The organism is Geodermatophilus sp. SYSU D00703 (genome assembly GCF_054050155.1).
The window spans coordinates 129,113-141,679 of record NZ_JBJGYU010000007.1 but is presented as its reverse complement, the minus strand read 5'-3'; the positions used below and the strand labels follow the sequence as shown (position 1 = coordinate 141,679).

12 protein-coding genes are annotated in these 12,567 nt (G+C 69.8%); all 12 read left to right on the top strand.

The features are described 5' to 3' along the window. Positions 1–30: 30 nt before the first annotated feature. The 12 genes from ACI782_RS10395 (at position 31) to ACI782_RS10340 (ending at position 12,563) form a co-directional block, all read left to right on the top strand. Positions 31–1,095: an NAD-dependent epimerase/dehydratase family protein gene (locus tag ACI782_RS10395; RefSeq protein ID WP_456908779.1), complete on the top strand. Its 1,065-nt coding sequence runs from the start codon at positions 31–33 to the stop codon at positions 1,093–1,095. Next, on the top strand, positions 1,092–2,072 hold the full coding sequence (locus tag ACI782_RS10390) for an NAD-dependent epimerase/dehydratase family protein (protein ID WP_456908777.1): 981 nt from the start codon (positions 1,092–1,094) through the stop codon (positions 2,070–2,072). Before ACI782_RS10395 ends, ACI782_RS10390 begins: the two co-directional genes overlap by 4 nt. Beyond that, positions 2,069–3,265 (top strand): hypothetical protein, encoded by a 1,197-nt coding sequence (locus ACI782_RS10385; RefSeq protein WP_456908775.1) that lies wholly within the window; start codon positions 2,069–2,071, stop codon positions 3,263–3,265. Before ACI782_RS10390 ends, ACI782_RS10385 begins: the two co-directional genes overlap by 4 nt. Then, entirely contained in the window at positions 3,262–4,326 is a 1,065-nt protein-coding gene (locus ACI782_RS10380; protein ID WP_456908773.1) for a glycosyltransferase family protein, read from the top strand. Before ACI782_RS10385 ends, ACI782_RS10380 begins: the two co-directional genes overlap by 4 nt. Further along, on the top strand, positions 4,323–5,375 hold the full coding sequence (locus tag ACI782_RS10375) for a glycosyltransferase family protein (RefSeq protein WP_456908771.1): 1,053 nt from the start codon (positions 4,323–4,325) through the stop codon (positions 5,373–5,375). The genes ACI782_RS10380 and ACI782_RS10375 overlap by 4 nt, the downstream gene beginning before the upstream one ends. Before the next feature lie 3 nt (positions 5,376–5,378). Then, positions 5,379–6,455 (top strand): glycosyltransferase family protein, encoded by a 1,077-nt coding sequence (locus ACI782_RS10370; protein ID WP_456908769.1) that lies wholly within the window; start codon positions 5,379–5,381, stop codon positions 6,453–6,455. Between the two features lie 17 nt (positions 6,456–6,472). Next, complete coding sequence (locus ACI782_RS10365; protein WP_456908767.1) at positions 6,473–7,522, top strand: glycosyltransferase; 1,050 nt, start codon at positions 6,473–6,475, stop codon at positions 7,520–7,522. Next, positions 7,522–8,574 (top strand): glycosyltransferase family protein, encoded by a 1,053-nt coding sequence (locus ACI782_RS10360; RefSeq protein WP_456908765.1) that lies wholly within the window; start codon positions 7,522–7,524, stop codon positions 8,572–8,574. Before ACI782_RS10365 ends, ACI782_RS10360 begins: the two co-directional genes overlap by 1 nt. A gap of 1 nt (position 8,575) precedes the next feature. Further along, on the top strand, positions 8,576–9,868 hold the full coding sequence (locus ACI782_RS10355) for a GH39 family glycosyl hydrolase (RefSeq protein WP_456908763.1): 1,293 nt from the start codon (positions 8,576–8,578) through the stop codon (positions 9,866–9,868). Next, positions 9,865–11,775 carry an ABC transporter ATP-binding protein gene (locus tag ACI782_RS10350; protein ID WP_456908761.1) on the top strand — a complete coding sequence of 637 codons (1,911 nt, stop codon included), beginning with the start codon at positions 9,865–9,867 and terminating at the stop codon, positions 11,773–11,775. The genes ACI782_RS10355 and ACI782_RS10350 overlap by 4 nt, the downstream gene beginning before the upstream one ends. Positions 11,776–11,777: 2 nt before the next feature. Further along, positions 11,778–11,852, top strand: a complete 75-nt coding sequence (locus ACI782_RS10345; protein WP_456908820.1) for an NAD-dependent epimerase/dehydratase family protein — start codon at positions 11,778–11,780, stop codon at positions 11,850–11,852. A gap of 84 nt (positions 11,853–11,936) precedes the next feature. Beyond that, positions 11,937–12,563 carry an NAD-dependent epimerase/dehydratase family protein gene (locus ACI782_RS10340; RefSeq protein WP_456908818.1) on the top strand — a complete coding sequence of 209 codons (627 nt, stop codon included), beginning with the start codon at positions 11,937–11,939 and terminating at the stop codon, positions 12,561–12,563. Positions 12,564–12,567: the final 4 nt, after the last annotated feature.

Sequence of the window (12,567 nt, the reverse complement as noted above, 5' to 3'; positions counted from 1 at the left end):
CGTCCACCTCGACGTGGAGGGATCCACATCATGGGAGACATCCTCATCACCGGAGGAGCCGGGTTCGTGGGGTCCAACCTGGCGGACGCCCTCCTCACGGACGGGCACTCGGTCACCGTCTTCGACTCGCTGACCCGGCCAGGCACGGAGACGAACCTCGAGTGGCTGGGCGCCAGGCACCCCCGCAGGCTGAAGTTCGTCCGGGGCGACGTCCGGGATCCCGAATCCGTCACGCGGGCCTGCGCCGCGGCGGACACCATCTACCACCTCGCCGGCCAGGTGGCGGTCACGACGTCGGTGGAGGACCCGCGCTCCGACTTCGCGGTCAATGCCCTGGGGACCTTCAACGTCCTCGAGGCCGCCCGAGCAGGCGGCCGGCATCCAGTCGTGGTCTTCACCTCGACGAACAAGGTGTACGGGGGGATGGCGGACGTGCAGATCGTCCGGCAGGACACCCGCTACGCCTACCGGGACCTGTCAGCAGGCGTGCCCGAGAGCCGCGGCCTGGACTTCCACTCCCCCTACGGCTGCTCGAAGGGCGCCGCTGACCAGTACGTGCACGACTACGCGCGGATCTACGACCTGCCCACCGTCGTCTTTCGCATGAGTTGCATCTACGGACCACGCCAGTTCGGCAACGAGGACCAGGGTTGGCTCGCCCACTTCATGATCGCCGCCTCGTCGGGACGTCCGATCACGATCTACGGCGACGGCCTGCAGGTGCGCGACGCCCTGTACGTGGGTGACCTGGTCAGGGCGTTCCGCCTCGCGGTCGAGCGCATCGAGACCACCGCCGGCAACGTCTACAACATCGGTGGCGGACCGGCCAACACCATCTCCGTGTGGTCGGAGTTCGGCCCGGTGGTCGCGGAGCTGCTGGGGACGCAGCCCGAGGTCGGCTTCCAGCCGTGGCGCCCGGGGGACCAGCAGTGCTACGTCAGCGACATCTCCCGGGCGGCAGCCGACTTCGGTTGGTCCCCCGAGGTCGACCTCAGGACGGGCCTGGAGCTGCTGTGGGCCTGGGTCACGGCCGAGGACGGACCCGGTCGGTCGCCCACCGCCCGCCCTCTGGCCGGCTCCACGGTGACGTCATGAGGGTCCTCGTCACCGGCGGTGCCGGGTTCATCGGCTCGCACCTCGCCGAACGCCTCGTCCGCCTCGGTCACGACGTCGTCGTGCTGGACGCCGAGACGACGGGGCACCGCGAGGACGTCCCCGTCGGGGCCGAGTACCGGCTGGGGGACGTCTCCCGCGTGACCGACCTCGACGAGGTGTTCGCCACCGGCCTGGATGCGGTCGCGCACATCGCCGGACAGGTGTCACTCATCCGGTCCTTCGCCGACCCCGTCGTCGACCTGAGGACGAACGTCGAGGGCACGGTGAACGTGCTGAGCTGCTGCATCCGCCACCGGGTGCCCCGGCTCCTCTACGCCAGCTCGATGACCGTCTACGGCCACAACGGGACGCTGCCCACCGCGGAAGACACCCCGTGCACCCCGATCTCCTACTACGGGATCACCAAGTACGCCGCCGAGCGCTACGTCCACACCACTGCTGAACGCCCCGATCTCGACTTCGACTTCGGCGTCACGTCGTTCCGCATGTACAACGTCTACGGGCCACGGCAGGCGCTGGACAACCCGTATCAGGGGGTCCTCGGCATCTTCCTGGGCAACGTGCTGCGGGGCGAACCACTCACGATCTACGGGGACGGGAAGCAGTCGCGCGACTTCGTCTTCGTCGACGACGTCGTCGACGCCTGGGTGGCCGCGCTGGACGAGCGCGCCAGCCACGGGCAGGTGATCAACCTCGGCAGTGGCCGGCAGCTCTCTATCAAGGGCCTGGCCGACCAGGTGCTCGCCGCATCCGGGCGGCCAGCGGGGGACGACGCGCAGATCACCCATGCCCCGGGGCGTCCGGGCGAGCAGCGTCACGTCGAAGCGGACATCTCACGCGCTGCGAGCCTCCTGGGCTGGCGGCCGCGCGTTGCGTTCGCGGACGGCCTGGTCCGCACCGTGGAGTGGGCGAGGGCCGCGATCCCCGCCGTCCCGGCCGCTGCCACACCGGGATGAGGCTCCTCGTCGTCACCCGGGCGGGGGCCCGCTCGGACCACGTCTACGGCCTGACCTGGAGGTCTCGGTTGAACCTGCTGCTGGTGTCGAAGCTGCACGCATGGGCGCGCCCGGTGAGATCGGTGACCCGCTACGTGGAGGTGGGCCGGGAGCTCGGCCACGAGGTGGCGCTCTTCGCCGAGCCCCTGTCCGACCTCCCCCAGATCCCCTGTTCCCTCGACGTCGAGCGCTTCGACGTCGCCCTGTTCGTCGTGTACGAGGCCAACGACTTCCCGGACCTCCCCCATCTGGCGCGACTGCTCGACGGCATCCCGCGGGAGCGGCGGATCCTCCTGGACTGCTCGGGGCGGTACGGCGAGACGATCCGGGTCGAGCACGACTTCAACCACCTCGAACGGCTCGACGGTCACCAGTCCTGGGAGTGGATGGAGGGCTACGAGGCCGTCTCGGAGCAGATCCTCCAGCCCACCATGCATCCTCGACGTCGGGACGTGCGGTCGTTCCTGTTCCATGGCTTCCACTCGCCGGCGGTGCTCCGCCCGTACTCCTCCGCGGCAGAGGCGGCCCAGGTGTGGCTGTCCGGCGACGGCGGCAAGCCGTACGGCCTCGCCTACGTCGGCAACAACTGGCAGCGCTGGTCCCAGCTCGCTCCACTGCTCGAGGCCGTCGGACCGCTGCGCGGACGGGTCGGGCCCGCCGTGCTGTGCGGCTGGGACTGGGACAAGCGACCCGACTGGGCGGTGGAGCACGGACTGGCCGGGGTGGACGTCGACGCCGACCTCCTCAACCGGGTCGGGGCCGAGACGACGTGGGGTGTGCCGTTCCACGAGTTCGTGGAGTTCACCAGCCGGGCGCGATTCAGCCCCGTCGTCCAGCGACCGCTGTACAACCACCTGGGCCTGGTGACCAACCGTGCGTTCGAGACGTTCTGCGCGGACACGATCCCGATGCTCATGCTGCCCGACGACATGGTGGGCGAGCTCTACGGCGACGCCGCCCGTCAACTCGTCCCCGGTGAGGACGTGGCCGGTTTCGTCGAGGACGCCCTCTCCCGTCCGGAGCCCTACTGGGACGCCGTGCTGGCCACCAGGGAGCACCTCACCCGCGAACACTCCTTCGAGCGGCGCTTCGCCGAACTCCTCGCCATCATCGACAGCGGCAGGACCGCGGACGCTGCGATCGGTCGCCGATGAGGGTCCTGTTCATGCTGGAACGACGTGCCGATGCCGGCAGCATCCAGGCGGTGGCCAACTACATCCGGACGGCCAACCGGATGGGCCACTCCTTCGCCCTCTTCGGCAGGCCGGAGCCGGCGTTCCCGGACGTCACCTGCTCGACGGACCTGCGGTCCTTCGACCACGTCGTCCTGGTGGTCGAGTCGGGACTGGAGTGGCTGGACGGCCTGCGGGCTCCCCGAGTCCTCGCGGAGGTGCCGCGGCACCGACGGGTCGTCCTGGACGCCGACGGGATGTTCGGCCCGCTGACGTGTGTCGACGGCTACGACCACAATCACCGGGACGAGGATGAGCGAGGTCGGTGGACAGCCAGTCTCGAGGCCCTGGCCGACCGCATCCTCCAGCCGAGGCTCCCCGGTTCAGCAGGGGATGCCGAGGCCTTCCCCTTCTACGGCTACGACCCGGAGTCGGCCCGCCGGCGCGCCAGCGACAAGACCTTCGACGTCCTCCACGTGGGCCACAACTGGTGGCGCTGGCGAGAGGTGAGTTCGATCCTCCTGCCCGCCATCGAGTCCATCCGGGACCAGATCGGCGACATCGGGTTCATCGGTTCGTGGTGGGACGCCCCGCCGCGCTGGTTCCGCAGCGCCGACCTGCAGGATGCCTTCGACACCGACCCGGAGTGGTTCGCCCGGCTGGAGATCCGGATCAAGCCGGCCGTGCCGTACACCGACGTCGTCGCGGCGATGGGAACCGCCCGGGTCAACGTCATGACCCAGCGTCCGCTGTTCCGCCGTCTGCGGCTGCTCACGTCGAAGTACTTCGAGATCTTCGCCGCCGACACGGTGCCGCTCGTCCTCCTCGATCCCGACCATGCCGCGGCCGTGTACGGCGCGGCAGGCCCCGACCTCACCCTCCACGACGACGTCGGGGACAAGCTGCTCGACGCCCTGGCCCAGCCGCAGAAGTACTCCGAGCTCGTCGACGAGGTCCGTGACCACCTCGAGCACCACCACGCCTACCGGCACCGCGTCCTCCAACTCGTCGGCCTCCTGGGTGGCTGGGAGGGAGCGGGATGAGGATCGTCTTCGTCTACTGGCCGTTCGAGGACCAGGGCAGCGGGCTGGTGATCCAGGGGTACAGCCGGGCGGCCCACGCCCTCGGTCACGACGTCGAGGTCTACGGGATCCCGTACGACCGCATCCCCCTCGACTACACGCTGGAGCTGGCCTCGGCCGACGCGGTGGTCTTCCTCTTCGAGTGGACGACCGAGCTCTACTACGGGGACCGGCTCGACCTCGTCCGGCTCGTCGGTTCCGTGCCCCGACGGCGACGGGTCGTCATCGACGGCGACGGCAACTACAACGACCCCCTCCAGGTCGGCGAGGACTACAACCACTCGGCACCCGAGGAGGCCCGCAGCTGGACCGCGGTGTGCGACGCCCTCACCGACAAGATCTGTCAGCCCACCCTCCACCCACTGCGGGACAACGTCACCCCGTTCCTCTTCTACGCGTACGACTCGGCGTGGGAGCGTCCGTTCCAGCCGACTGAGAAGTCGTTCGACCTCTTCTACGTCGGGCACTCGAAGTTCCGCTGGGAGGCCATGCGCCGCCTCCTGGACGCCGTGGAACCGGTCCGTGGCCGGTTGGGACGCATCGGCATCGTGGGACACGGCTGGGGCTCTGCTCCGCCTTGGGCCGGCGAGTTCTCCTGCAGCGACCAGTACCGCAGTGACCCCGCGCAGCTGGCCGCGCTCGGGGTCGAGGTGCTCCCCCCCGTCCCGTTCCGGGAGGTCGTCGCCTGCATGGACCGGGCCCTGTGCAACGCCGTGCTGACCCGGCCGACGTTCGGCTGGCTCCGTCTGGTGACCCCACGGATCTTCGAGACACCGGCCGCCGGCACCATCCCGCTACTCGTCCTCGACGAGGAACACGTCGAGGAGATCTACGGCGAGGCGGGCCTGGACCTGGTGCTGCCGGACCGGGATGGGCACGAGAAGATCCTCGACATCGTCGATCGACCCGCCCACTACGGCGAGGTCCTCGCCGAGGTCCGGTCCCACTTGGCCCGCCACCACTCGCACCGGGCGAGGCTGGACCAGCTGCTGCAGATCGTCGAGGCCTAGGCCGTGCGCATCTTCTTCGCCTATTGGCTCCTCGAGGACGGTGGCAGCGCCCAGGACCTCCGCGCCTACGTCACCGCCGCTCCGAGCCTCGGCCACGAGGTCTTCCTGTACGGCCCCCCGGGTTCATCCCCGGGCATCCCCTGCTCGCTCGACGTCGGTTCGGCGGACTTCGTCGTCTTCGTCTTCGAGTGGACGACTCAGATCGGAGCCCTCGACGGCCTCCACCTGACCCGGATCCTCGCTCAGGTCCCCCGAGAGCGGCGGATCGTCATCGACTGCGACGGCGGCTACAACAGTGCCCTCTCCGTCGACGGCGACCGCAACCACCGCGATGCGCAGGATGCGCGGGAGTGGGTGGAGGTCTGTGACCGCATCTCCGACCGGATCTTCCAGCCCACCCTCCATCCTCTGCGCCCAGGTGTCTCGACGTTCTTCTTCCACGGCTACGACCCGGCCTGGGAACGACCGTTCGACTTCACCGGCAAGGACCACGGGATGGTCTACGTGGGACATTCGAAGTTCCGGTGGGGCCCCATGCGGCGAGTCCTCGGAGCCGTGGAGCCCGTCCGCTCGTCCGTCGGCCGCATCTCCCTGGTGGGCCACGGCTGGGACGCGATGCCGAGCTGGGCGGCGGACATGGCCATGGAAGACGCCTACGCAACGGACCTCGACTACCTCGATCGGCTCGAGGTCGAGTGCGTCCCCCCGGTGCGGTCCGACGAGGTCCTCCGCTGGATGGGTCGCGCGGTCTTCAACCCGGTGATCTACCGCCCGCTCTTCTCGCACCTGCAGTTCGTGACGTGCCGGACCTTCGAGACCCCGGCCGCAGGGACCATCCCGCTCTTCGGGCTCGACGAAGCCTACGTGAGCGAGGTCTTCGGAGAGGCGGCCACGGCACTCGTCCTGCCCGACCACGCGCCCGAGGACCTGGTGGCCGATCTGGTGTCCCGTCCCGAGCACTACCAGGCCGTCGTGTCGCAGATCCGCTCTCACCTGGCCCGGCGGCACTCCTACCGGGCACGCGTCGACGAACTGATCCGGATCCTGGTCGGGGATCCGCGCGCACCCGTACCGGCGTAGTCCCGAGGGGAACGGCCATGCGACTGATGTTCGTGTACTGGAAGCTCGACGACGCAGGCAGCGCGCACACCATCCACCGACTGGCCGCGGCCGCACGCCGGGCCGGACACGAGATCGTCCTCTACGCCCCACCGGACCCGAGCTATCCGACCGAGTGCTCGTTGGACGTGGAGTCGGCGGACACCGTTGTCTTCCTCCTCGAGTGGAACATCTACCTCCACCACGACGAGCCGCTCGACATCGCGGGCCCCATGCGCCGCTGCCCGCGCGATCGACGGATCGTCATCGACAACGACGGCATGTACAACGACCCCCTCGCGGTGGACGGCGACTACAACCACCGCAGCGCCGAGGACGCACGGATCCGCACCGAGCTCTACGACCGGATCTCGGACCGCGTCTACCAACCGACGCTCCAGCCCCTGCGGCCAGGTGTCTCGACCTATCTCTTCCACGGCTACGAACCGGAGCTGGAACAGGACCTCCCACCGGGGCCGCGCGAGTACGGGATGGCCTACGTGGGGAGCAACTGGTTCCGGTGGGGGCCGATGCAGCGGGTGCTGCGGTCCGTCGAACCGATCCGCGACCGCGTCGGGCGGATCCGCCTCGCGGGCCATGACTGGCTGGGCGCTCCCTGGTGGATCGAGTCGCCCCTGCGGGATGAGGCGTACCGAACGGACCCGGAGCTCCTCGCCGGTCTCGACGTCGAAGTCACCCCGCCCGTGCCAGTGGACCGGGTCGTCCCGACGATGAGCCGGGCGCTGTGGAACCCGGTCCTGGCCCGGCCGACCTTCAACCACCTCCGCCTGGTCCACCCGCGGCTGTTCGAGACGCCTGCCGCCGGCACCATCCCGCTCTTCGACCTCGACGAGGCGCACGTCAAGGAGCTCTACGGCGAGCCTGCTCTCGAGCTGGTGCTGGGGACGGATGCCACCGATCGGATCGTCGACGTCCTCGACCGGCCGGAGCACTACGCCGCCGTGGTGGCGAGGATCCGGGGACACCTGGGCGAGCACCACTCGTACGACGCGCGGCTGCGGGAACTCGTCGCCCTGGTGGAGGGCTGATGCGTCTGCTGTTCGTGCACCACGTCGTCGAGGACCGCGGCAGCGCGCAGGACATGTACCACTACGCCCTGGCGGCCCGGGACCTCGGTCACGAGGTGGTGTTGTTCGGAGCGCGGCCAGCACGGTCGGCCTACGACTGGACCCGGCGGGTGGAACGAGCCGACGCCGTCGTCTTCATCTTCGAGTGGACCACGGGCCTGCAGCACGGGGACGTCATGGACCTCACCCGGCTGATCGCGACGGTGCCGCGAGAGCGGCGAGTCGTCCTGGACTGCGACGGGCGCTACAACGAGGCCATCAGCGTCGACGGGGACGAGAACCACCCCCATGCCGAGAGCTCCCGGCGCTGGCTCGAGACCTGCGACGCGCTGTCGGACACGATCTGCCAGCCGACGCTGAACCCGCTGCGACCGAACGTCCGCCCGTTCTTGTTCCACGCCTACCACCCGGACTGGGAGGTGCCGCTCGAGCCCGCCGGCAAGGAGTTCGGCATGTGCTACGTCGGCAACAACTGGTTCCGCTGGAAGTCCGTCCGCCGGGTCCTCGCCGCGCTGGAGCCGATTCGGGAAGAGGTCGGCCGGATCGCGCTCATCGGCCACGGGTGGAACACACCGGCGCCCTGGGCGAATCACTCGATCAACCCCGACGCGTACGAGTTCGACGCGGACTACCTGGAACGCCTCGGGGTGGAGGTCCTGCCCCCCGTCCCGTTCGACGAGGTCGTCCCCCAGATGGGGCGCGGCGTCTTCAGCCCCGTCGTCTACCGGCCGCTGTTCGACCACCTGCGGCTGGTCACGTGCCGGACCTTCGAGACCGTCGCCGCGGGCACCATCCCGTTGTTCGCCCAGGACGCCACCTTCGTCGAGGAGGTCTACGGACCTGCGGCGGTCGAACTGGCCCTGCCTGCCGAGGGCGCCGAGGACAAGGTCTGCGACGTCCTGAGGCGTCCCGCGCACTACGTGGACGCCGTCATGGAGATCCGCCACCGGCTGGCCAAGGACCACTCGTACCACACCCGCCTCGCCGAACTGCTCGCGATCGTGGAGGGCTGACGTGCCACTGGACCCGTTGCCGCGCAAGCGCCTTCAGATGAGATACGGGGTCAACCAGGCGGACCAGTGCGCGGACTTCGCCGTCGGCCCGCACCGCGAGACGATCTGGGAGCGCCTCCGCGAGGTCGACACCAGCCTGGTGCGGCTCTTCCTCTTCGACAAGGGCGCGCCCGATCCGGTCGAGCGGTGGCCCACCTTCGCCGCCTACGTCCAGGCGGTGCTGGAGCTGGGCGCCACCCCGATGGTCACCTTCGCCAAGCTGCACCGCCCTCTCGACGATCCCCGGGCGCTGCGCTGGTTCGCCGGTCAGTGCGGGGACGTCGTCTGGGGCTGCGTCGAGCAGTGGGGTCCCGAGGCGGTGGCCGACTGGTACTGGTGCGTCTGGAACGAGCCCAACAGCGACTGGGTGGGCGGCGGGCTGAGCTTCGAGCAGTACCGCCGGGTCTACGAGGCGGTGGCCGAGGCCGTCGCACCATGGCTCCCGCCTCCGCGCGCCGACCGGCCGCTGCGGCTCGGCGGCCCCGCGGTGGAGGGCTTCCAGCCCTTCTGGATGGACTGGGTGTGGCGCTCTCTGAACGAGATCGACCCGGCCATGGTGGGGTTCGTCGACTGGCACTGCTACGCCGACTGGCGGGACTACGGCGAGAGCGGCGCTCCCTCGCACGAGGGCCACTACAAGGCCTTGCTCATGTCCCGTGCCGCCGACTACGAGTCACGCAGCCGCGCCATCGGGGAGCTGATCGGGGACCGCCCGGTGGCCAACATCTGCGGCGAGCTGAACACCCACTCCCACTACACCGACGACGTCCGGGAGCGCTTCAACCACTCGGTCTTCGGGGCGACCTTCTACGTCGCCGCTCTCCTGCGGCTGATGCGCAGCGACGTCGACGCCGAGATGTACTGGACCGGCACGGAGGACAAGGGCGGCTACGGGATGTTGCGGCCCGACGGCACACCGGCCCCGGCCTTCTTCGCCAAACGCCTGTGCGCCCAGCACGTGCGCACCGGGGACTGGGTGTCGTTCCCGCGGTGGAAGCGCTCGGGCGTGCCCGTCGACGCCGTCGTCGCCGAGAACGCGGCGGGCCGCAGGAGCGCGGTGCTCGTCCACCTCTGCGACCGTTCCGGGGTCTACGACCTCGCCGACCTCGATCCATCGCTCGTGGAGTGTGACCTCGTCCACCGCATCGACTGCGGCACGGGCGCACGGGTGGTGAGTGGACGCACCGACGGCAAGATCGCCTTCGACGGTTACGGCGTCGCCGCCATAACCACGGCGGGGAGCGGCGACCCGTGACCCGCCATCGCACCCTGCATCGGCGGCACGAGTTCCGCGGTGCGGCTTCCCGCCGGCCCCGCACTCCGGACTCCTGGCCGCCGAACGAGGAGAAACGTCCAGGGGGCCATCCTGGGTGGCGCGTCTACAAGCGTCTCGTCGCGAACAGCCCGCGCTGCCGCCTGCCGCTCCTCGGCCTGCTCGCACTCAGTGTCCTCGCCGCCCCCCTCGCGTTGCTGACCCCTCTGCCTCTCAAGATCGTCCTCGACAACGTCATCGGTGACGAACCGTCGGACTCCCTCTCCTGGCTGGTTCCCGGAGACGGGCCGCCGAGCCAGGGCTCCACGCTCGCCATCGCGGTGGGGATCGTCATCGTCATCGCCGTCCTCGTCGAGCTGCAGTTCCTGGCCAGCGAGGTGCTCGGCGTGTGGGTCGGTGAACGGCTACGCCTCGATCTGCGGACGAAGCTGTTCCATCGGGCCCAGCGCCTGTCGCTGGCCTACCACGACACCGTCGGCACCGCGGACTCCCTGTGTCGGATCGAGAAGGACGCGACAGCGGTCAAGTTCATCCCCACCGTCGGCATCGCCCCCGTCGTCACCGCGGCCCTGACCCTTGCGGGGATGTTCGTGGTGACCGCCCGCATCGATCCCCAACTGGCCGCGGTCTCCTTGGTCGTCTCGCCGCTGCTCTACCTGGCCACCCGAGCGTCGGCCCGGAGGCTGCGGACGATGTGGGCCGATGCCATGGCCCTGGAGAGCTCCGCCCTCGCCGTCGTCTCCGAGGTGCTGGGCGGTCTGCGTGTGGTGAAGGCGTTCGGCGGGGAGGACCGGGAGCAGGAGCGGTTCGTGTCCCGGTCCGGGGAGAGCGCCCGGGCCCACGTCCGGATCGCCGTCCTCGACCGGGGCTTCGCGATGCTGGTCGGCCTCATCCTCGGGACCGGGTCGGCAGCTGCCTTGCTCATCGGCACGGACCACGTGCGGCAGGGCCGGATCACGGCTGGTGACCTGGTGCTGATCATGGCGTACATCGCTGCGCTGTACGCCCCCCTCAAGACCATCGCCACGACCGTCGGCAACCTGCAGATGGCCTTCGCCGCCGCCGAACGCGCCTTCGACCTCCTCGACGAGGACCCAGAAGTGGTGGAGCGCCCGGAGGCTCGCCGCCTGGGACGGGCGGAGGGCCACCTGGCCTTCGAGTGCGTCTCCTTCCACTACCCGGGGGGCGGCCCGGTCCTGCAGAACGTCTCCTTCGAGGTTCCGGCCGGCTGCCGAGTCGGAGTGGCTGGTGCCACGGGCGCAGGCAAGACCACCCTGATCAGCCTGCTCGCCCGGTTCTACGACCCGGTCGAGGGCCGCATCCTGCTCGACGACGTGGACCTGCGCGACTATCGCCTGGCCGATCTGCGCCGCCAGTTCGCCATCGTCCTGCAGGACTCCTTGCTCTTCTCCACCAGCATCTGGGAGAACATCGCCTACGCGAGGCCGGGCGCGAGCACGGCCGACATCGTCGCCGCAGCCCGAGCCGCCAACGCACACGAGTTCATCGCCCGCCTCCCGGACGGTTACGACACCGTTGTGGGAGAGCGCGGAGCGACCCTCTCCGGCGGTGAGCGCCAGCGCATCGCCCTCGCCCGCGCTTTCCTCCGGGACGCCCCGATCCTCGTGCTCGACGAGCCCACCAGCGCTCTCGACATCGCGACCGAGGTCAGCGTCATGGAGGCGATGGAGCGCCTCATGGCCGGGCGCACGACCTTCCTCATCTCCCACCGCCCCTCCACCCTGGCGTCGTGCGACGTCCTCGTGCGGGTGAGCGGGGGCGTGGAGCGGTCGATCGAGGTCCAGCCCCTCCCCGACGGGAAGTCCGCCGCCGTGCTGAGCGAGGTCTGCAGCGACCCCCGACCAGCCCCGTCCCCCCTCGGGAGATAGCCATGCGCGCACTCGTCACCGGCGGGGCCGGGTTCCTCGGTTCCCACTTGTGCCAGGCCCTGCTGCGACGAGGCTGAGACGTCGTCGCCGTCGACGACCTCTCCACGGGCACGGGGCGCCCGGTACCTGCTCGCCTCGACCAGTGAGGTCTACGGGGACCACTGGTCCACCCCCAGCCGGAGAGCTACTGGGGCAACGTCAACCCAGTCGGACCGCGCTCCGTGTACGACGAGGCCAAGCGGTTCGCCGAATCCCTCACCACCGCGTACCGGCACCCGACCGGCCTCGACGCCAAGATCGTCCGGCTCTTCAACACCTACGGTCCTCGACTCCGTCCCGGCGTCGGACGCGTCGTGTCCAACTTCGTCGTCCAGGCGCTCCGTGGGGAACCCCTCACCGTCTACGGGGACGGCCGCCAGACCCGGTCCTTCTGCTTCGTGGACGACGAGGTCCGAGGGATCCTGGCGCTGCTCGAGTCGGACTGGAGGGGCGGCCCGGTGAACATCGGGAACCCCGACGAACAGACCGTCCTGGACCTCGCCCGCACCGTGCTGCACGCGACCGCCTCGGACTCCTCACTGGTCCACGGCCCCCTGCCGGTCGACGACCCCTCACGTCGCAGACCCGACATCCGGCTCGCTCAACAGGTGCTCGGCTGGCGTCCGGAGACGTCCCTGCGCCAGGGTGTCCTGCAGACGGTCGAGTGGTTCCGCGACGTCGATGCACGGTCTGCAGAGCACGAGGCGCTCGCAAGCGCGGGCGGCTCACAGGTGGCTGGCTCGCCCTGATCCG

Coding starts and splice junctions, on each gene's coding strand:
- ACI782_RS10395 (WP_456908779.1), top strand. CDS start 31: ATGGGAGACATCCTCATCACCGGAGGAGCCGGGTTCGTGGGGTCCAAC.
- ACI782_RS10390 (WP_456908777.1), top strand. CDS start 1,092: ATGAGGGTCCTCGTCACCGGCGGTGCCGGGTTCATCGGCTCGCACCTC.
- ACI782_RS10385 (WP_456908775.1), top strand. CDS start 2,069: ATGAGGCTCCTCGTCGTCACCCGGGCGGGGGCCCGCTCGGACCACGTC.
- ACI782_RS10380 (WP_456908773.1), top strand. CDS start 3,262: ATGAGGGTCCTGTTCATGCTGGAACGACGTGCCGATGCCGGCAGCATC.
- ACI782_RS10375 (WP_456908771.1), top strand. CDS start 4,323: ATGAGGATCGTCTTCGTCTACTGGCCGTTCGAGGACCAGGGCAGCGGG.
- ACI782_RS10365 (WP_456908767.1), top strand. CDS start 6,473: ATGCGACTGATGTTCGTGTACTGGAAGCTCGACGACGCAGGCAGCGCG.
- ACI782_RS10360 (WP_456908765.1), top strand. CDS start 7,522: ATGCGTCTGCTGTTCGTGCACCACGTCGTCGAGGACCGCGGCAGCGCG.